We start from the raw sequence: 20,629 nt of genomic DNA, 5'->3' as shown, positions 1-20,629 counted from the left end.
TAGTGTCGGAGCCCGCTTTGTGCAAGACTTTTGGCAAGCGGGACGCCTCGGAATGCTAAGGGTCAAGACCGTCGGCGCGTTGGCGCAGGGACTTCGCGGCGTCCAGATTCCGGTTTTCCTTTTCCCATAACTCCGCCAGCCGTCTCAGGGCCGAAGCGGTCTCCTTCCTCGCATCCGGCGGGTAGGCCTTGATCGCGGTGCGCAGCCGCTCTTCCGCCGCCTTGCCCTGCCCTTGCGCGATGAGCGTCTCCGCCGACTCGACAAGAAAAGCCGGGGCATTCTTCACCGTTTCAGGCTGCGCGGCCTCCGCTTCACGGAAAAGTCTCGCGGCATTTTCCCGGGTCTCGGGATCGCGGCGGGTTGCGATGGCGAGCTTTTGCAACAGTTCGAAATGATCCGGGTATTGGAAGACCGCGCGCTCTAACAGAAGGCGGGCGGCTCTCGGATCGTCCGCCGCAAGCCATTCTTCGCCGAGTTTCAGGAATTCATCGGCCGATCCGCCGCGAAGTTTGAGAAGTTCGCTGGAATGGTAACGGGCGAGCTCCGGATTGCCGTGCGAGCGGTGGAACTTCGCCAACGCCTGGTGGGCGAGCGACTGTTGCGGATTGATCTCCAGCACCTCCTTCAAGGTGGCGATCCCCTTTTCATCCTGTTGCGCGGCGAAATAGAGCACCCCCAGGCGGGTCCGCAGGCCGAGAGAGGCGGGTGCGGCAGCGACATGTTTCTCAAGCAATGACACGGCCAGGTCCATCCTGCCGCTCTCACGGAAATATTCCGACGCCGCGCGGGCCAATGTGGCGTCCTCCGGATGAGCAGCGGTGGCGGAGAGATAGTGCCGGTCAAGCTTCCCGCGTCTGGCATCCTCCTCCCCCTCGACCACGCTCCGGCTGAGGGAGGCGTAAAGCAAGGCGGATTCAGGATCGTCGGGAGTGAGCAGGTCAAGCAGGGCGGCGGCATCCGCGGTCCGGTTCGCGGCCTGATAGATCGGGTGGAGCCGCTGGATTACCTGCGGATTCCCGGCGTTCTTTTTCAGAGCGTTTTCAAGAGCGTCGGTCGCAAGTTTCGTAGCGAGCGAGTCCCCTTTCCCCTGCTGCGTCAGGAAATCGGCAAAGAGCAGTTGCACCTCCAGGTCGTCCGGGCGGGCGGTTGCGAGATCCCGGAAAAGTTTCACCGCCGCCGCCCGGTCCCCCGCTTCGAGCCGCCGGCTTACCCCACGCTCCACCAAGGGCACGGCTAGGGGATCCGCCAGGCGGGCTTTTTCAAAATGCTCCGGCGCGGAATCCATTCCGCGCTGTTCCTCCAGCACGCCGAACGCGAATTCAACCCGTGGATCGACCGCCCCGGGCAACGCGGTGCCCAGGATGCAGGCGATGCCCGTCACGAGTTTCACGGCGGCAATCATAGGAAGACACCGCCCGGATGTCCACGCGCCAGTTCGCTCAAGCGACGAACGAAGCGATGTGGGCGAATTTCTCGTCGATGAACCTGAGGACGAGTTCCTCGATCTCGTCGTTTTTCAAACGCTCCAGCACATCCACCGAAAATCCGCGGGCGATGAGCTGGCGGGCGTTCACCGGAGGGATGCCCCGGGCGCGGAGGTAGAAGATCTCCTCATCGCTGATCTGCGAGGAGGTGCTGCCGTGCGAACACTTCACCTGGTCGGCATTGATCTCAAGGCCCGGCATGGAGTTCGCCTCGCAGGTGTCGCTCATCAGCAGGTTCCGGCAGGTCTGGTAGGCGTCGGTGTGGTGCGCTCCCTCGTCCACGAAGATGAGCCCGGAGAAAATGGTACGGGATTCATCGTAGAGCGAATTCTTGTAGAGCAGGTCCGAATAGGCGCCTTCCGAGACGTGGTGCTGGAAGGTGCGCTGGTCGTATTCCTGTTCGTGGGCCGGAATGCTCACGGAAAGCATGTCCGAACGCGAACCCGGCCCTTCGAGGCGGGAAAGGGATTCGTTGCGCGCCCACGAAGCTCCGGTGTTGAGGAGGAGGCTGGTGGCCGACGCGTCACGGAAGGTCGCGGTCTCGTTGATCTGGATGACGCGGGTGACCTCGTTGAACGCCTGGATGGCGACGTAGTCGAGCTTCGAGTTCTGGCCGGCGCAGAGATCGTTGAAAGCGATGGCGAGCCCCGGCTGGATGTCCTCGGCGGAGCGGAAGATATCGACGACACGGACCTTCGAGCTCTTCCCGGTGACGACAAGCGTGTGCGGGAAGATGACGGTGTTCTCACCCGCGATCCAGTGGTGGATCTCGATGGTTCCTTCCACCTCGGTCTTGTCCGACACATGAACGAAGAGACCGTTCGTGAGGGAGGCTTCATGCAGCGCGGCGAACTTGGCGGAACCGAGACGCGTCTCCTGTTTCATGAAATGAGCCTGAACGAGGTCGCTGTGGGAAACGAGCGCTTCAGCAAGGGGGAGGCAGATGACGCCCTCCGGAAGATGCGACTCCACGTGCACCAGTTCGTCATTCACAAAAATGAGTTTCGCAGCAGGAGCCTCGAGTCCGGTCGAGCGGGCGATGAGGTCGTTCACTCCGGCGGCGGGCGCCTTCCGGAAGCTGGAGAAGTCCAGCTGCTTGATGCTGGAGAAGCGCCAGGTTTCGTCCCCGCGCTTCGGAGCGGGAGTGGCGAGGAAACGCTGCCAGGCGGCCTGCTGGCGGGTTGCGAACCAGGCGGGCAGGTAAGCCGGTGTTGCGGGAGCGGTTTCGAGAAGTGAGGAAATGTTTTCGAGCACGGCGGGCATGGGAAAAGTGGAGCTGGAATATTTGGTCGATTCTGGGATGGCATCAGCCGACGGAGCCTTCCATTTCCAAATCGATGAGCCGCTTGAGTTCGACGGAGTATTCCATCGGGAACTCACGGACGAGGTCGTTGATGAATCCGTTCACCGCGAGGGACATGGCCTGTCCTTCGCTGAGGCCGCGCTGCTGCATGTAGAAAAGCATGTCATCCGAAACCTGGCTGACGGACGCCTCGTGCTGCGTGGCGTGGCGGTTGCCTTTTACCGTGATGGCCGGGTAGGTGTCGGTGCGGCTGTTGCTGTTGATGAGCAGGGCGTCGCACTCGGTGTTGTTTTTGCAGCCCTTGAGGTGCTTCGGAATGTGGACCTGGCCACGGTAGGTGGAGCGTCCTTCCCCGACGGAGATGGATTTGGAAACGACGTTGGAGGTCGTGTCATCGGCGGCGTGGATCATCTTCGCGCCGGTGTCCTGATGCTGGCCGGTGTTCGCGAGGGCGATGGAAATGACCTCACCACGGGCACGTTTGCCCTTCATGATCACGCCCGGGTATTTCATCGTGAGGCGTGAACCGATGTTACAGTCGATCCAGCGGACTTCGGCATCCTCCATCGCCAGGCCGCGCTTGGTGACGAGGTTGAAGACATTTGAAGACCAGTTCTGAACCGTGACGTACTGGATCTTCGCCCCCTTGAGCGCGACGAGTTCCACAACGGCGGAGTGCAGCGTGGCGGTCTCGAACTTCGGCGCGGTGCAGCCTTCCATGTACATCAGTTCCGCACCTTCGTCGGCGATGATGAGCGTGCGCTCGAACTGGCCGAAGTTTTCCGAATTGATGCGGAAATAGGCCTGCAGCGGTTGCTTGAGCTTGAGTCCTTTCGGGATGTAGATGAACGAACCACCGGAGAAAACGGCGGAGTTCAAAGCGGAGAACTTGTTGTCGCCGGTAGGGATGACCTTGCCGAAATAGGGGCGGAAGATTTCCTCATGCTCCTTCAGGCCTTCTGTCGAATTCACGAAGATCACCCCTTGTTTGGTGAGCTCTTCCTTGACGTTCGAATAAGCGGCTTCCGAGTCGAACTGCGCCTCCACGCCGGCGAGGAACGCGCGCTCCTGCTGGGGGATGCCGAGACGCTCGAAGGTTTCCAAGACATCCGCGGGGACGTCATCCCACGAACGCTTCGGCTTTTCTCCGTCCGAAAGATAGTAACGGATCTCATCGAAGTTGATGTTTTCCAGATCCTTCGTCGCCCAGTTGGTGGGCATCGGCTTTTCCTCGAAGGTCTTCAGCGCCTTGTGGCGGAATTCACGCACCCAGTCCGGATCGTTTTTGACATCGGAAATGTAGTCGATGGTCGCGGCGGTCAGTCCGCGCCCGGCGTCGAATTTGTTGCGCTCCGGGAAGGTGAAGTCACCCTTCGTGCGGTCGATGTCGATCGCCTCGCGGGTTTCGTGGTCAAGAACGTCTGTGGTGTCGTAGGACATGATGTTCGTAAATTTAGGAATCTCAGGCCAATGCGGGCTCCTTGAGGAATTCGTAGCCGTCTTTTTCCAGTTCCAGAGCGAGCTCGGGGCCACCGGAACGGACGATCCTTCCTTCCGCCATGACGTGGACGTAATCCGGCTTGATGTAGTCGAGAAGGCGCTGGTAGTGGGTGATGAGAAGCATGCCGCGCTCCGGCGAGCGCATGGCATTCACGCCTTTGGCGACGATCTTGAGCGCGTCGATATCGAGACCGGAGTCCGTCTCATCGAGAATACAGTATTCGGGCTCGAGCATCATCATCTGGAGGATCTCGTTGCGCTTTTTCTCGCCTCCGGAAAAGCCTTCGTTCACGGCACGGGCGGTGAACTTCCGGTCCATCTCAAGGTGGTCCATTTTCGAATAGAGATTCTTGTAATAAGCGACGGCGTCGATCTCCTGGCCTTTCGGGAGGCGGGCCTGCAACGCGGCGCGGATGAAGTTCGCATTCGAGACACCGGGAACCTCGGACGGATATTGGAAGGCGAGGAAAATGCCGCCGCGCGAACGCTCGTCGATGGATTTGCCCAAAATCTCCTCACCGTCCTGGGTCACGGAACCTCCGGTGACGACGTAGCTCTCGTGACCGGAAATGACCTTGGAAAGGGTGGATTTTCCGGATCCGTTGGGTCCCATGATGGCGTGGACTTCGCCTTTCGGGATGGTCAGGTTGACCCCCTTGAGGATTTCAGTGCCATCTTCGAGGGTGGCGTGGAGATTGGTGATTTGCAGGCTCATTTTTTGGAAAAGATTGGTAAGGAATAGAGGTTCAGGCGGTGGCGATCTTGCCACGCAACGTGATTTCGACGTCCTCGACGAGGGCTCCGGGCGGGAGGTCGAGCACATCGGTGAGATTGATGCCGGGCTTGAAAACGACGTCATGGATGACTCCCGTGCTCTTGTCATGGAAGTGTCCGTGCTCCTGAAGATTCGAGCAGTAGCGGGATGACGAGCGCTCGAAGTTCACCTGACGGATGATGCCGTGCTGGACCAACGCCTCGAGACAGTTGTAAACCGTTGCAAGCGAGATGTTTGGCAAGCGGTCCTTGACCCGCATGAAAACGTCGTTCGCTGTCGGGTGGTTCCGCTCCTGCATGAGGATGCGGTAAACCTCCTGGCGCTGGCGCGTCATGCGGAGACCGGAGATCTCCTCAGGGATCTCGGTTTCGGCAGAAAATTCGGGGTTTGGGTTGACCATCGCGGCGGCAAAGTAGGACCGTCGCGATCAATATCAAGAATTATTCTAATTATGATTATTTAACCAAAACAAACTGTTCCTCAAACACCGGCTCACTTCTTCCACAGATACACCCACCGCTCGGACACGCACTTGCCGGTCTCGTCCTGGAGCTCGCATGTCATGTCCATGTCCGCCAGGTCCTTGGGTGGTTCGCAGACGAAAAACGCGCGCAGCACCTGCGGCATGTGGAGCTTGTCGCTCCGGCCGAGACCGGCGGGAAGATCGTCCACGTTCGGCATGCTGAGGTCGGAGAGGCCGACGTGCAGGAGTTTCACGGATTTTTGATTGATGGTCACGACGGGCTTCAGCTTGGAAATGTCATCCCATTTCGGATCACCCACCTTGAGTTCGGGGTTGAGCGGTTTTGCGAAATCGATGGCCATCAGCACCTGATCCGGCTTTTGAACCGGCGTGCCGTGGCGGGTCGCGCGGACGGTGAAGATTCCCGATGGCTTGGGATCACGCATCCAGCGCAGGCGGTAATGGAATTTGTAGGGCTTGCCGACTTCAAGTCCGGGGGTGGGCTCCCACAGAAGGATCACGTTGTCGTCCGTCTCGTCCTTGGTCGGCATTTCAATGAGGTGGAGTTTGCCGAAATCGAATCCCTCGACCGGCTCGACCCTCACGCTCGGGCGGTTGTGGTAAAGCGCCTCCGGGTCCTGATAGGAGGCGAACGACCGATCCCGCTGCAGCAGTGACCAGGAGCGCGGCTTCTCCATGGTGAAGACGCAGTGGCGGAACTGGTCCTTGGTTGTTTCCAGCGGGCGGTAGTGGAGGTTGCCGCTGCCGAGTTCCATCAGCAATCCGTCATTGTCGTGGACCTCCGGGCGGAAATCCAGCGGCTTCGGGTGGGTCCCCTCGCCAAACCAATACATCGACGAAAAGGGAGCCAGACCGAGTTGCGCGACCGGCCTGCGAAGCGTGAGTTCCGCCGTCACCTCCACCACGGTTTCCACGCCGGGAGTGATGGTGAACTGGTAGGCTCCCGCCACACTCTCGCCGGTGAGCAACGCGCTCACGCGCATGGACTTCGAATCCATCGCCGGCTTTTCCAGATAGAATTCCGAGAAGTCTGGAAACTCTTCCGGCACGCCCGGCAGGCCGCTGTTGATCGAGAGTCCGCGGGCGGAAAGTCCGTATGGGGCGTCCTTCGGGATCGCACGGAAATAACTCGCTCCCATGAAAACGAGGAACTCGTCCATGTAGTCCGCCGTGTTCAGATGGGTGCGCGCCCGCCACCCGGCGTAACCCTGTGGCGAGGGTGTCCCGGCAGGGATCTTCTGTTTCCCGTAGTCGAACAGTTTTTGATCGAAAACCAACGGCCCGGCCTTGCCGTCCACCACCTCGTGGATCGTCACCATCTTCTTCGCCGTCCAACCGGGGTGGAAGAAATCGATGGAAAACGGCTCCTTTTCCTCCGCCCACAGCCCGGACTCCATTTTGAAACGGATGTCACGGTGCTGGTCGTAGGTCAGTTTTTTCCAGAAATCCGCCAGTTCGAGCTTCGGAGCGGCATAGGGTTCCGCCGCCATTTTCCGGGCTTTCGCGCGCAGGGTGTCGAATGAGAAATCCTCCGCAGCGGCCAAGCCGACGGTGGAAACGAGCACAGCGCACCCGAGCAGGGAAAAACGGCGAGGTAAATGCATGGACCAGAGTTGGCAGACATTCGGCGGCTTGGCAATAGCGCCGGAGCTTGTTCACCCATGCGGTCGGATCCCGCCGGAGCGAATGTCCGGCGGGATCTGACGAGGGGAGGGGAGGAATGTCCCGGTCACACAAGGAGCGGAATAGAAACCGCTCCTCACGCGGCATGCCCGCTGAACGGAGCGAGGAACCTCTGCCAATCGCGGATGCCGTGGTGATTCTTGATCAACACGGTGGCGGGAAGGGCTCGCGGCGCGTTCGGTTTCCGCAGCAGGTGCAGTCCCGCCTCGTGGGGCAGGCGGTCCGCCTTTTTCTCATTCACCGAGCGATGGGACAACACGCAGTTCTCCCAAGACGACGCCCCGCCGCGGGAACGGGGAATGACGTGGTCGATATTGCCCTCACCGGGCGCGAGCTTGCGGCCCGTGTATTGGCAGATGCCGCCATCCGCTCCCAAATGCCGCGCGCGCCGAAGCGGGGTTGGCACAACGGGATCTTCGAGTAGTTCGCCGCGACAATGACGGTGGGCACGCGCACGGCACCTCGCGGAGTGTTCACCGCCTGGTCCTCCTCACGGACCGGAGACCGGAGCCAGTCCTCCCATTTCAATGGCGAGATGAAATCCTCACCCCGGATGTCGAGGCCGTTCGCCGCTCCGGTCGCCATCATGCAGAACGCCTCGGCCGGCGTTTTCACGTGGATCGCCTGCCAATTGCGGTTCAGCACCAGCACCGTGGATTTGTGGAGGATGGATTTCATTTTTCGGTTAGGGGATGATGGATATGGGAATCGGAAATGTTCGGACCGCTCTCATCCGCGATCCCCTGTCTCCGGTCCCTTCTTGTGTCTTATGTCTTCAAGTCTTCTGTTTTTTTACTAATCTTCCGCCCGTTCTCCGGGCGGACACATTTTCACGATCTTCGGATCGAATCTCCCGAGCACTTCGACCAAGTCAGTTTGCGCGGACATGACCGAGTGGATGTCCTTGTAAACACCGGGAACCTCGTCCAGTCCGGAGGACAGGAGTTCGACTCCGCGCTCGGCGAGCAGTTTTTTCGTTCCGCTCCAGGTAAATGTTTGCAGCGCCTTGCTGCGGCTCATCACGCGTCCCGCGCCATGGGACGCGCTGTTCAGCGACTCGGGTTTCCCCTTGCCCCGGACGACGAACCCGGGAGTGGCCATGGAGCCGGGAATGATTCCCAACACCCCCTTCCCCGCCGGAGTCGCTCCCTTGCGATGCACGATGAGTTCGCGCTTCCGGCCGTTGACGACATGCTCCTCCTTCCACGCGAAGTTGTGGTGGTTCTCGATGTCGAGCATGACGCGCGCGCCCACTTTTTTCGCGATATGCTTGTGGATGAGCTCATGGTTCGCAGCGGCGTAGCGTCCCATCAGGTTCATGGCGTTCCAGTATTCCTGCCCATCCTCCTCATCGAGCGTGAGCCATGCCAGGTGCTTGAGTTCCTTCGGCAGGTTCGAGCGGCGGGCCATCGCTCGCTTGCTGTAGGTATCGCAAACCATCGCTCCGGTTCCGCGCGATCCCGAGTGGCTGAGCAACGCCAGGTATTCGCCCGGCGGAAAACCCAGTTCGTCGTCCGTCACGGTGAACGCGCCGAACTCGACGAAATGGTTTCCGCTGCCGCTGGTGCCGAGCTGCGTCCACGCCTTGTCACGCAGACGCCTCGTGACCGGGGAAACCGACCAATCGTCGTCCATGACATCGTGGTTCCGGCGGTCCTTGAAGGTGCAGCCGATGCCGAACCTCGTCTCGCTCTCGATGATGTTCGCCAGACGATCGCGCTGCCCGGCAATGACGCCAGCCTTGCGGTCGTAAACGGTTAGTTTCATCCGGCAGGCGATATCGACACCGACGGCGTAGGGAATCACGGCATTTTCTGTGGCAAGAACGCCACCGATGGGCAGGCCGTAACCGGGGTGCGCGTCCGACATGAGCGCGCCCGCCACCGCGACGGGAAGGGCGCACGAATTCGCCATCTGCCTCACGGCATCCGCCTCCAGGTCATCGCCCCACTGTCGCCAGGGAGCGAGTTCCGCGCGCGGCGTGTAGGCGGGACGATAAACCGAACGGGCCAGCGGGGCACGCAACGGGTCTTGGAAATAGCCGGATGGGTCGGCGACGATTTGGAAAATTTCCTCACCGAGGCGCCTGCCTTCGTGGCCCTCCGCCATATAGCGCCGGATGAAGTCCTGCGCGTGTTGCATCGGCTCGCCATCCGGCACGCCGAGCAGTCTGAGATCTTTGGTTTTCAAAATAAATTTTTGGTTATGTAAATGAATGTGGGGAAACCCGGGGCGGTGTTTGTTTTCTTCATCACAGATGAAGCCGGGGAGACCTGGATACTGCCTCCCCGGCCTGTGTGTCCGCTCAATCGATGAAAGCGACATTCGCCATCTGGCGGGTGCTGCTTTCGGTGTTCATGAGCACCTGGTGCCAGTCATGCAGGGTGAGCGTGGCATGGTCGCGGTGCTTTACGGCCCCGCGTGCGAAGACGCCCGCATTGCGGACGCGGCGTTCCCAGCCCCAACGGCCGGCACCAGGTGTGTTCGCGAGTATTTTCTTATATTCGGTCTCGCTCACACCATTCGGATGCTTGTGGCAGATGAGGATGCTCTCGCCTCCCGAGCGGAAGACTTCGGCAACCATGTGTGGTTTGCCCGCCCCCCGGCGGATCGGCTCGTTTTTCAAGATGAGGCGGGAATCCACATGCAGACCGGGGGCCGGCACGAAGAACCATTCACCTTGTCGGAGGAACGCGCGGTTGTGACGGCGGATCCGCTCGCGCGGACCGAGTCCCGCCTGGATGGCGGCATGCCTCACACCGGGTGGCTGCAACGCCAGCTTCGCTTGGACGATGTTGCTGGCATTGCCGGGAATGGCCGCCACGAACCACTCGCGCTCGTCGTGGCCACAAAGGAAACGGTCTTTCGTTTCCCCGGTTTTCACGAGCAGCAGGAGGTGGCGTTCGGCCTTTCCGCATTGGAGGACCTGCACATCGAGTCCGGCCAGACGGTCCGTCTCTCCGCGCAGTTCGAAGATCTGGCCACGCTTGTCGTGGGCGAGATCCAGAGTGTAATCAAGCGTCCGTTGTCTGAAGCGGGTCGGTTCAGGTTGGACGGTGCGAAACCTCGCGCCCATGCGGGCGAAGTGATTCGCAATGGAATTGGAATTCATGAATGAAATGGGATGAAGTGATGTTTTTGTTCAAAGTGGGAATGATGGATAATGTTCTGGGACTCATGGTGGTATGGGGTTGGTTTTGAAAAAGTGAACCCGCAGGGACTCGCGCCCTGCTCGTCCGATTAAAAGCCGGATGCTTCGCTGCCTAAGCTTCGGGTTCGGAAAGTGGTGATCGCGGCTGGATTCGAACCAGCACCTGCGGCGCTCTCGACGCCGTGCCTCTGCCGGTTGGGCTACGCGATCTGATGAAAAAAAGTCCCGGCGGCGGGACTCGAACCCGCACTGGACGAGTTCTAAGCTCGTTGCCTCTGCTTTGGGCTACGCCGGGAGATATGAAATCCGCCGACGGCTGGTCGGGATGCGCCACACGGACGCAGCCGGATCAACCGACGGAAAAATCGTTGGAAAATGGCGGCCCCGGACGGGTTCGCACCGTCAACCTTCCGATTCAAAGTCGGATGCTCTATCTGGTTGAGCTACGGGGCTGGGAAATTGGGTTGATCAACGGGACTCGCACCCGTACGGCCGCCTTCACAGGGCGGGATGCTGCTCTTACATCATGATCAACATTGGAAAATGGCGGCTGCATCCGATATCGCACCGGACTCTCCCCGTCTTCAGCGGGACGCTGATCTGTCTCAGCTACACAGCCGTGGTCCCTCCGCACGGCTTCGCGCCGCGATCTTGCAAGGCCGCTGCCACGCCACCGGGCTGAGGAGGAGTTCGAGAATGGTCGCGCGCCCCGGTGCCGCCCCGGGTGTATCCTCGTCCCAAACGAGGCGGATTACTGTCTTCCTCGCGCGCGATTGTATGAAAATGTGGATGCGGAGGCCGGATTCGAACCGGCGGTACACGGCGTATGAGACCGTTGCCTTACCACTTGGCTACTCCGCTGTTTTTGGAAAATTGGCGCGGCCAGCCGGATTCGCACCGGCATTCCCTGATTGGAAGCCAGATGTCCTGCTTTTGGACGATGGCCGCATGTTATGAAATGAAAACAAACACCGCTGCCAGTCCGGTGACGGACTCGCACCCGCAGGATGATTTCTCGGCGGATCTTTCAGTGTTTCAGGCACACCTCCCCTGCCATGAAGTTATATAAATTCATGTCGAAGCCTCTGTTTCATATATCTATCCGGAGCATGGATCCACAAGCAGCACCCGTCCGGCGGCCGATCATCATCCGATGATCCGCTTTTCGAAGGACTTGGTTTTTACCTGATGATCCGGGCCATCCATTGAATGGAACCGGATGGGTTCACGCCGGAATGCTTGTCATTTGAAAATCATTTTAAGTGATAGGTTTGGTTTTAAATCTGGATTGAATTGCCGCTCCCGTGGGAATCACCGGGTGAAAACCGGCAAAACAAAAACCCCGCCGGCTACTGGAACGGGCGGGGTTCTCGAAAAAATCGAATGATCCGTGTGGATCGTGAACTACCTGCCTGCCTCCTTGGTAAGGAATTGATCCGCAAAGCCTGAGTTGAGTATTCCTGTCCCTGATTCGAGACCGTGACGGACCTGCTCAATGCCCTTGGACATTCCCATACCCAGCGACCACCGGGTCGGCTGCGGATGCTTGGAGTGGAATGATGGGGAGGACATGGCTTGCTGAAGGTGGAAAACGAATAATTAGATAACATCCGACCGTCAATATATATTTGAAAATAATTATAGTTTTCTTCAGTGATGCGATTCTTGAATGACATGGCCCCTCGATTCCATGCCAAGGGACGAATCCGATCATCGCAAGATTCCGATCATGCCGATGGACTCTCTTACAGGTGGATGAACGAAAGCGGCGGCCGTCATGCGGCAGTGCCTCATCCAGGAGGGAAAGGACGGGTTCGGCAGAGGGTGCCGAATGATCCGTCGACACTTCATCAAGGAGTGCGAAACCGCCTTTCGATCTGGTATTTCCGTCATTTCCCGGACGTTTTCTTGCTAAGTCCGTCACTCGTCCGAAACATTCATGCTCGTCCCAGCGTCCTAGAGAGCGGCCGTCCTACGGGGCATCGAACTCCAATCGTCTTCCGAATCATCCATGAAACACACCCCGCTCCCCGCAATGCCGCGCCTCACAGCGGACGGAGCCCGCTCGCAGTCAATGGCGCGCATCCATCCGGAGCAGCGCCCGTCAAATTCCGGGGAACTGAAGAACGTGTCACATGCTTGAGAAAACGAACGGAGTTTGGTCACGGGTTTGCGCGGTTCTGTTGGCGGTTGTTTCAACCGCGGTCGGAGCGGGGCCGTTTTTCGATCCCTCGCTGCCATTATACTGCAGCCCCATACGGACAGAGGAAAATGGAGTGGTCGCCCGAGGATTGCTGATCCGGCTCGGAGCGCGGGAATGGGTGGCCTTCGACCAGGACCTTCTGCGCCCCGTGCTATGGTTCGCCCCGCCGGCGGCCACCCCTCCCCTTTCATTGGAAACGATGTCCCAGGCATCGTGGGACGAACCGACGCGGAGAGGCACCGTCAATCCGCCGGAACCCACCGGAAAAGGAACCAGCCTCGCTCCCGCGCTGCCAGGGGTGGGAAGGACTGTGGAGGAGGTCATGACGGATCCGAGACCGGTCTACGGAGACGACGCCGGACGGGGAGGACTTGAGGAGAGCGGAAGAAGGTTCCTCGGCTACCGGCTCGCTGGGGAACAGGCGGTGATTTCCTATGAATCCAACGGGGTCGTGATTGAAGAGTGGTTTGAAAAAAGCGGCGACGGTCTGATCCGCCATCTCGCCGCAGGACCGGGACCGGAGCTGGTGTTTCTCGTCGCGGGCGGGAACTTCACCGTGAAGCCCACGGCTCAGGAGGCCTCATCCGGGAAGCTGCATGTGGCGTCCAACCACGCGGGCCTGACGTTCAAGGCGGAGGAGGGCAAGCTGATCGCCAGACTGGCGGCGGGAAAATCCGGGCGGCGCGTCAGCTACGTTTACGGCAGCAAACGGATCGCCGCGCCGGCCGGCACGCCGCCTGTTCCGACAGCCTCCACGGGAAGGTGGCTGAAACCTGTGGAGACCCGTTTCCGCAAGGAGGCCGGCAGCGGCCCGGGCTGGGCGTTGGACCGCCTGCCGCTGCCCACCGAAAACCCGTGGAAACGCCGGGTCCGTCCGGCGGACATCGCATTCCTCTCTCCGGATGCCGCGGTGATGGTGACATTCGAGGGCGATGTGTGGCGTCTCGGGCTCGGCGGGGACCGCGCGCGCTGGACGCGGATCGCGGGAGGGTTGAGCGAACCCTTGTCCATCGGCCAGGTCGGGGGCGTGGTGCAGGTCTTCACCCGGAACGGCATCGTCCGCCTGAAGGACCTGAACGGCGACGGCGAAACGGATTTCTACGAGAATCATAGTAGTTTGATCCACCAGACCGTGGGATCGCGCGGATACCCGCTGGACATGGAGGTGGACCAGACAGGGCGGACGTGGGCTTCGATCGGCGGCATCATGACCGACGACCGCTCGATCACCGGCAAGATTCCCGACAACCCCCACTCCGGAGCGATTCTGGAAATCTCACCGGACGGCAGGAAACTGGACGTCGTCTCCACCCGGGCGCGGGAACCTTTTTTCGCCCGCGACCCGGTCACCGGGCACATCGTGATGTCGGAACAGCAGGGTCACTGGGTTCCCTCGTCCGGATCATTTCCCGTGATGCCCGGATCCCACTTCGGCTATGGCGGCGGCAAACGGAAGGTATCTCCTCCGGCGGTGTGGATCCCGCACGACCAGGACAACTCATCGTCATCCCCGCTCTGGCTGCGCGGCACCGGGTTCCGCGCGTGGGAGGGTGGCGTCATGCAGCTTTCCTACGGGACAGGCCGCCTGTTCCTGGTGCGGCACGCAGGGACCTGGCCTTCGGTCGAGGGCGCGGTGATCCCCTTGGACATCGACACGGAAATCCCGCTGCTCCATGGCAATGTCCATCCGACCGATGGTTCGATCTGGTTCGCGGGATTCCGTATTTACGATTCGCAGGTCAGGGAACTCGAAGGCCTGGCGAGGCTGCGGGCGACGGAAGGGCCGTTTTCCGAGCCGATCAATGCCTTTGCCGTGAAGGAAGGAGTGATCCTGAAATTCAACGGCGAGCTGGACGAGGTTTCACCGGAACTCGCCCGGGCGAAGGAGTGGCAATACCGCCGCAGCGGCGGTTATGGCTCCCCGCGCCTGAAACGCGATGGCTCGGAAGGAGTGGATCCCGTCGCCACCGGTGGGACGTTCCTTTCCAAGGACAGGAAAAGTGTCTTCGTGCATATCCCCGGCTTGAAGCCGACGATGCAGTTGGAACTTTCGCACGGCTTCCAGGTGAAGGGCCTGAAGTCGGCGATGCGTCCTGTTTATTTCACGGTCACGGCACCGCCTGCCGCGGATTGGACGAAATTGGGATTCGAGCCGCCCGCATTGGATGACTCTCTGGCAACGGTCCGGGACGCGCCCAAGGATGAAACCCCGCCAAGCGCCGGACGTGGCCGGGAACTCGCCACCCGTTACGGATGCCTTGCCTGCCACTCTGTGGAGGAGACCAACGGGGGACACAGCGGCCCGACATGGAAAAAACTCTACGGATCGGAGCGACGCTTCACCGACGGCACCCGCCGGACCGCCGATGACGCTTACCTGCGGGACGCCATCCTCGAACCCGCCAAAAACATCGTCGAGGGCTACGCTCTCGGAATGGGAAGTTACTCCGGGGTGCTCAGCGAGCCGGAACTGGAAAGCATCCTGCTCTGGATCAAGGAACTGAAATAGGGCGGCGCATCGCCCTGGCAAGGGACCCGGATTTCGATTTCTCCGGCGATTTCCAGTGGTTGACCCCGCGGGGGCGGGTTGCTAGCGTCCGCGCCCCGTCATGAGCGCAGCCCCGAATTACAAAGACACCCTGACTCTCCCGCAGACCACATTCCCGATGCGGGGAGACCTCGTGCAGAACGAACCCGGACGCCTCGAGCGCTGGGAAAACGAGGGGCTTTATCAAAAGATTCTGGGCCGCCGCCGCGCCCAGAACGCTCCGGAATTCCTCCTCCATGACGGCCCGCCGTTCGCGAACGGCGACGTCCACATGGGCACCGCCCTGAACAAGCTGCTCAAGGACCTGGTGGTGAAATCCAAGACCATGGCCGGTTTCGCCGCGCCATTCGTACCGGGCTGGGACTGTCACGGACTGCCGATCGAGTTCAAGGTGGTCAAGGAAACCGCCGGACTTGAGCCTGCGGAAATCCGCCGCCGCTGCACGGAATTCGCCCTGAAATACATCGACATCCAGCGCGGATCGTTCCGTCGTCTCGGGGTTTTCGGCGATTGGAAAAGCCCTTATCTCACGATGGACCCCGGCTACGAGGCCAACATCGTGCGCGTCTTCGCCAAGCTGGTGGAGAACGGCTCCATCTATCAGGCGAAGAAACCCGTCCAGTGGTCTTACGGCGCGCAGACCGCGCTCGCCGAGGCCGAGGTCGAGTATCAGGACAAGGAGAGCCCGGCCATCTTCGTGAAATTCCCGCTCGTCTCCGGCGAATTCGCCGGACAGGCGAGCATGGTCATCTGGACCACCACCCCTTGGACCCTTCCGGCGAACCTCGGCATCGCGCTGCACCCGGAGTTCACCTACGTCGTTGGAAAATTCATCAAGGACGACGTGGTCGAAACGTTCGTCATCGTTCGTGAGCTGATCGGAGCCTTCACGGAGAAAACCGGATTCGCCCTCGCGGAAACCATCAAGGAGAGCAAGGGCCGCGAGTTCGAAGGACTCGAAGCCGGGCACCCGTTCCTCGACCGCACGTCGAAGCTCATCCTCGCGAATTTCGTCACCACGGACACCGGCACCGGCGCGGTCCACATCGCCCCTGGTCACGGTGCGGACGACTACGTCGCCGGCCAGCAGAACGGCCTCGCAGTGCTCTCGCCCGTGGACAACGAAGGCAAGTTCACCGAAGAGGTCGGCGTTGAAGAACTCGTGGGAGCCCACGTTTTCAAATCGAACGGCCGCATCATCGAGATCCTGACCGAATCCGGCCACCTGCTCGGCCAGGAAGTCTACAAGCACTCCTATCCGCATTGCTGGCGCTCGAAAACACCGATCATCTTCCGCGCGGTGGAGCAGTTCTTCATCTCGCTCGAAACCCTGCGCGGACAGGCGCTCACGGAGATCGACAAGGTCGAGTGGCTGCCGTCCTGGGGGCGGAACCGCATCTACGGCACGGTCGAAAGCCGCCCGGACTGGTGCATCTCGCGCCAGCGCACCTGGGGTGTGCCGCTGCCCGTTTTCTTCGATGAGGATGGCGGAACCATCCTCTCCGCCGAACTGGCGAACAAGGTGGCGGACCTCTTCGACAAGGAAGGCACGAACATCTGGTTTGAGAAATCCGATGCCGAACTGGCCGGATTGCTGGGCCTGCCCGCCGGTGTGAAAAAATGCCGCGACACGCTCGACGTGTGGATCGACTCCGGCTGCTCGCATGCCGCCGTGCTCGACGCCCATCCGGAACTCCACGCGCCCGCCGATCTCTATCTGGAAGCCACCGACCAACACCGCGGCTGGTTCCAGAGCTCCCTGATGCTCAGCACGGGCTATCGCGGTGCGGCACCTTACAAGACGGTGATGACCCACGGCTTCGTGGTAGACAAGGACAAGAAGAAGATCTCCAAGTCCGACGCCGCGAAGGCCGGCAAGCCCACGGATGCCGCGCATTTCTACAACCAGTACGGAGCCGACATCGTGCGCCTCTGGGTGTCGTCGGTGGACTGGCAGAACGAGGTCCCGTTCGGCGAGGATCTCTTCAAGCAGGTCGCCGAGCCGTATCGCCGCCTGCGTAACACCCTGCGGATCCTGTTGGGAAATCTCGACGGCTTCAAACCGGTTGAAAATCCGGAATACACGCTGTTGGACCGTTGGATCCTGGAGCGCCTCCATGAGGTCGTGGCCGAATGCCGCAAGGCTTATGACGCTTACGAATTCCGCAAGGTCTTCAACTCGCTCAACCAGTTCTGCACCGCCGATCTTTCCGCCGTCTACATTGATGCGACAAAGGACCGCATGTATTGCGATGCGGCGGACTCGCCACGTCGTCTGGCGGCACAGGCCGCGATGCATGAGATCTTCACCAGCATCGCGAAACTGCTCGCCCCCATCCTCGCCTTCACCGCGGACGAGGCGTGGGAGCACGCCGGCTTCACCACCGGCACCGTGCACGAACAGGATTTCCCGGAACCCGACGCCGCGTTCGCCCCCGGCGATGCGACCGCGAGGGCCAACCGCCTTTTCGAAATCAAGTATGCCATCCAGACCGCGATCGAAGGACGCATCCAGGCCAAGGAGTTCACCCGCAACAACGAGGCGGATGTCACGCTGACGATCCCTGCGGACGACGCCGCTTTGCTGGATCTGCTCAATGACCGCGCGTTCGCCACCGAGTTCTTCATCATCGCCGGTCTGACCGCCACGGTGGGCGACGAACTCTCCGCAAGCGCCCGCAAGACGGATCTTTCGCTCTGCCCCCGCTGCCGCAAGCACGAGCCGCTGCTGGAAAGCGGACTTTGCGAGCGATGCGATGAGGTGGCAGGCTGAAACGCTTCCCACAGGCGGTCATCCCCATGTCGACAACATCCCGGAAGCCCATCGGTCCTCCGGCTTCGTTGGTCGACATGTGGCCGTTGCTTCGTGAATCCGACATGCCCGGCGCAGGTCATCGGAAGTCCGCTTGCCAAGCGGCAGCCACTGGAGGAACATGGCGCGATGAAAAGCCTGAGAGACGTCCGGCAGCAGATCCGCCACGAACTGGAGGTTCCCGCCGCCCTGCGATCCTTCGGCAGCGGCTGGTGGAGCGGAGCCCTGGGCATCATCCTGGCCCTGGCGGCTTTGGGGGGCATTCTCTGCGTATGGTTTCCCGGGGTCTTCAGCATTCGGGAACTGGCGAAGCTGCATGAGACCGGGTGGTACCGCCCCGCACTTTTCGGAACCATCATCCTCGCGTTTGTCTTTTCTCTTCTGAGCCTGCTGCTGCGCCCGACCAAAACGCTCGGAATGACCGCCATGGTCCTCAGCCTGCTCGGTCTGACGATCTGTGGCAACGGCCTGGCACCCCTCGCCGCCGACGCGACGCCCTACTACCTCGGCCTCGATTTCTTCCTGTTGCGGCTGCTGCTGACCGGCCTGGTGTTCGTTCCCGTGGAGAACCTTTTCCCGAACCGGTCGGAACAGGGGATCTTCCGCTACGAGTGGCGCGAGGACCTGTTTTATTTCTTCATCAGCAGCATGTTGGTGCAGGTGCTGACATGGCTTTCGATGCTGCCGGCCAATACCTTGCTGGCGGTCACATCGTGGAGTGCCTTCCGGGCATGGGTGGCGGCACTGCCGTTCGTGGTCCAGGTCATCTGCATCATGCTGCTGACGGACTTCGTGCAGTACTGGGTGCACCGCACCTTTCATCGCGTGCCCATGCTGTGGCGCTTCCACTCCGTGCATCACTCGGCCCAGTGCATGGATTGGATGGCGGGAGCCCGGATGCATTTTCTGGAAATCCTGGTCCTCCGCGGCACCACGGTCATCCCGATGATCGTGCTCGGTTTCAGTCCGGGTGCGGTGAACGCCTATCTGCTCATCGTCTACATGTACGCGACGTTCGTACATGCCAATTTCGGCTTCCGTTTCGGATTCCTGGAAAAGTTCCTCGTCACCCCGAGATTCCACCATTGGCATCACGGAATCGAAAAGGAGGCCATCGACGTCAATTTCGCGGTCCATTTTCCTTGGTATGACAAGCTCTTCGGCACCCACCACCTGCCGGAGGACAACCGCTGGCCCGAGGGTTATGGCATCGGCGGCCATCCCGTCCCGCAGGGTTACTGGAAGCAATTCCTCCATCCATTCCGCAGAAAAGCGAAAAAGTGACAGACCGGAGCAGGGAATTGGAAATGTGGTCGTTGACTAGGGTGCGATTGTTCCAAAGATAAAGCCCGCGTCCTGCCATTCTTCCCCATTTCTCCTTCATGTCACTTGCCAAGCTTCTCCTCTTCCTCAGCCTGCCGCTTTACGTGCTCGATCAGATCACGAAGTTCTGGACGGTGATGAATTTTCCGGATCCTCCGATGGGTTCGACGTCGTCATTCAAGATCCAGCCGGTGGTCGAGGATTTCTTTCATCTGGTGCGCGTCCACAACCAGGGAGTGGCTTTCGGTTTTGGCAACGGATCGTCGTGGGCTCCCATCGTGTTTTTGGTCGTTCCCATCATCGCCCTGACGATGATCCGGATCTTTTGGAAAAAAGGCGTGTTCAACCACCCTCTCTCCCAAGTGGCCGTCGCGCTGCTGCTTTGTGGAATTTTTGGAAATCTCACCGACCGCCTGGTGCAGGGTTTTCTGTTGGATGCCTACAAGGGAGCCTCTTTCTGGCAACGCCTGTCCGAGGGATATGTGGTGGATTTCCTCGCATTCAAGCTTCCCCTCTACGACAAGCTCGTGCCCTCGAGCCAGGGCTGGTGGCCCGCGTTCAACGTTGCGGATTCCTGCATCTGCGTCGCGGCACTCCTGCTTTTCATCGGCGGGATGCGGGACGAGCAGCTCGCGAAGAAAAAGGCGTGATGGCCCGGATACCGTGCGGCATCCCTGTCGGACCGGAGTTCCTCCTTAAAAAACAGGTTGTCAAAATTTCAAAATCTTCCTTTTGGAATTCCCGACAATTCGCCGCCAACTACTAAATATGGCGTAGGTTTTAATTTGACCCTACCGGATGTGTCCCTAGGATGGGCCACGTTGTTCCCTATCTGTCTTCATGCGCTGCGTCCAATGTGGTTCCCTCAAAGACAAGGTCCTCGATTCGAGGTCCTCAAAGGATGGTACGACGATCCGGCGGCGGCGGGAATGCCTCAAATGCACCTACCGCTACACCACCTACGAGCAGATCGAACGCACGGAACTCCGGGTGGTGAAACGGGACGGCGCGCGCGAGGCGTTGAACCGGGAAAAACTGATGAGCGGCCTGATCAAGGCCTGCGAAAAACGCCCCGTGCCGATGGACCGCCTGGACCGCGCGGTGGAGGAAATCCTCACGGACCTTCACAAGGACCACCTCAGCGAGGTTCCCTCCGCGATCATCGGTGCCAAGGTGATGGACAAGCTCCATCAGATCGATCCGGTCGCCTACGTCCGCTACGTCTCGGTTTACCGACAGTTCGAGGATGTGAACGAATTCATCGCGGAAATCCAATCCCTCTCCCGCCGGGCCGCCCGCGATCCATTCCAGAGGCGGCTGTTTAAAGACTGAAAAATCATTTTACTCACCGCCTGATCCGGCG

Annotated in this window: 15 protein-coding genes and 5 tRNA genes; 5 read left to right on the top strand and 15 right to left on the bottom strand. The window is 60.3% G+C overall.

Going from position 1 to position 20,629, the window contains the following annotated elements; genetic code table 11:
* Positions 1 to 55: 55 nt before the first annotated feature.
* The 15 genes from JIN84_RS23390 to JIN84_RS10175 all read right to left on the bottom strand — a co-directional run bounded on the left by JIN84_RS23390 (position 56) and on the right by JIN84_RS10175 (position 11,328).
* Complete coding sequence (locus JIN84_RS23390) at positions 56 to 1,390, bottom strand: tetratricopeptide repeat protein (protein WP_200350953.1); 1,335 nt, start codon at positions 1,388 to 1,390, stop codon at positions 56 to 58.
* Between the two features lie 49 nt (positions 1,391 to 1,439).
* A complete protein-coding gene (locus JIN84_RS10235; RefSeq protein WP_200350952.1) occupies positions 1,440 to 2,747 on the bottom strand; it encodes a SufB/SufD family protein in 1,308 nt (435 codons plus the stop codon).
* A gap of 43 nt (positions 2,748 to 2,790) precedes the next feature.
* A complete protein-coding gene (gene sufB, locus JIN84_RS10230) occupies positions 2,791 to 4,227 on the bottom strand; it encodes a Fe-S cluster assembly protein SufB (RefSeq protein ID WP_200350951.1) in 1,437 nt (478 codons plus the stop codon).
* 22 nt (positions 4,228 to 4,249) lie between these two features.
* Positions 4,250 to 5,002, bottom strand: a complete 753-nt coding sequence (gene sufC / locus JIN84_RS10225; protein WP_200350950.1) for a Fe-S cluster assembly ATPase SufC — start codon at positions 5,000 to 5,002, stop codon at positions 4,250 to 4,252.
* Between the two features lie 31 nt (positions 5,003 to 5,033).
* Positions 5,034 to 5,396 (bottom strand): Fur family transcriptional regulator, encoded by a 363-nt coding sequence (locus tag JIN84_RS10220; protein WP_234043423.1) that lies wholly within the window; start codon positions 5,394 to 5,396, stop codon positions 5,034 to 5,036.
* A 158-nt stretch (positions 5,397 to 5,554) separates the two neighbouring features.
* Positions 5,555 to 7,150 (bottom strand): OpgD/OpgG family glucan biosynthesis protein, encoded by a 1,596-nt coding sequence (locus JIN84_RS10215; RefSeq protein ID WP_200350948.1) that lies wholly within the window; start codon positions 7,148 to 7,150, stop codon positions 5,555 to 5,557.
* A 155-nt stretch (positions 7,151 to 7,305) separates the two neighbouring features.
* Entirely contained in the window at positions 7,306 to 7,530 is a 225-nt protein-coding gene (locus JIN84_RS22990; protein WP_325099607.1) for an HNH endonuclease family protein, read from the bottom strand.
* Entirely contained in the window at positions 7,467 to 7,907 is a 441-nt protein-coding gene (locus JIN84_RS23385) for a hypothetical protein (protein WP_325099611.1), read from the bottom strand. Before JIN84_RS23385 ends, JIN84_RS22990 begins: the two co-directional genes overlap by 64 nt.
* 117 nt (positions 7,908 to 8,024) lie before the next feature.
* A complete protein-coding gene (locus JIN84_RS10205) occupies positions 8,025 to 9,419 on the bottom strand; it encodes an RtcB family protein (RefSeq protein WP_200350947.1) in 1,395 nt (464 codons plus the stop codon).
* Between the two features lie 115 nt (positions 9,420 to 9,534).
* Positions 9,535 to 10,341: a hypothetical protein gene (locus tag JIN84_RS10200; RefSeq protein ID WP_200350946.1), complete on the bottom strand. Its 807-nt coding sequence runs from the start codon at positions 10,339 to 10,341 to the stop codon at positions 9,535 to 9,537.
* Between the two features lie 94 nt (positions 10,342 to 10,435).
* Positions 10,436 to 10,507, bottom strand: a tRNA-Lys gene (locus JIN84_RS10195).
* Positions 10,508 to 10,513: 6 nt separating this feature from the next.
* Positions 10,514 to 10,590 (bottom strand) — tRNA-Leu (locus JIN84_RS10190).
* 13 nt (positions 10,591 to 10,603) lie between these two features.
* Positions 10,604 to 10,675 (bottom strand) — tRNA-Leu (locus JIN84_RS10185).
* Positions 10,676 to 11,166: 491 nt separating this feature from the next.
* Positions 11,167 to 11,241: transfer RNA gene (locus JIN84_RS10180), tRNA-Met, on the bottom strand.
* Positions 11,242 to 11,254: 13 nt separating this feature from the next.
* Positions 11,255 to 11,328, bottom strand: a tRNA-Gly gene (locus tag JIN84_RS10175).
* 1,187 nt (positions 11,329 to 12,515) lie between these two features.
* On the opposite strand from JIN84_RS10175, the gene JIN84_RS10170 reads away from it, so the two are divergent.
* The 5 genes from JIN84_RS10170 to nrdR all read left to right on the top strand — a co-directional run bounded on the left by JIN84_RS10170 (position 12,516) and on the right by nrdR (position 20,598).
* On the top strand, positions 12,516 to 15,092 hold the full coding sequence (locus JIN84_RS10170; RefSeq protein ID WP_200350945.1) for a c-type cytochrome: 2,577 nt from the start codon (positions 12,516 to 12,518) through the stop codon (positions 15,090 to 15,092).
* A gap of 100 nt (positions 15,093 to 15,192) precedes the next feature.
* A complete protein-coding gene (gene ileS, locus JIN84_RS10165; protein ID WP_200350944.1) occupies positions 15,193 to 17,904 on the top strand; it encodes an isoleucine--tRNA ligase in 2,712 nt (903 codons plus the stop codon).
* Positions 17,905 to 17,997: 93 nt separating this feature from the next.
* On the top strand, positions 17,998 to 19,227 hold the full coding sequence (locus JIN84_RS23380) for a sterol desaturase family protein (protein ID WP_200350943.1): 1,230 nt from the start codon (positions 17,998 to 18,000) through the stop codon (positions 19,225 to 19,227).
* A gap of 98 nt (positions 19,228 to 19,325) precedes the next feature.
* Complete coding sequence (locus JIN84_RS10155) at positions 19,326 to 19,916, top strand: signal peptidase II (protein ID WP_200350942.1); 591 nt, start codon at positions 19,326 to 19,328, stop codon at positions 19,914 to 19,916.
* 190 nt (positions 19,917 to 20,106) lie between these two features.
* Positions 20,107 to 20,598, top strand: coding sequence for a transcriptional regulator NrdR (gene nrdR / locus JIN84_RS10150; protein ID WP_200350941.1), 492 nt, complete (start codon positions 20,107 to 20,109; stop codon positions 20,596 to 20,598).
* Positions 20,599 to 20,629: the final 31 nt, after the last annotated feature.

Origin of the sequence: Luteolibacter yonseiensis (genome assembly GCF_016595465.1) — a bacterium.
In the GTDB taxonomy this organism is placed as follows: Bacteria; Verrucomicrobiota; Verrucomicrobiia; order Verrucomicrobiales; family Akkermansiaceae; genus Luteolibacter; species Luteolibacter yonseiensis.
Note: the sequence above shows the minus strand (reverse complement) of the source record. Positions and strands in the feature narration are given on the sequence as shown.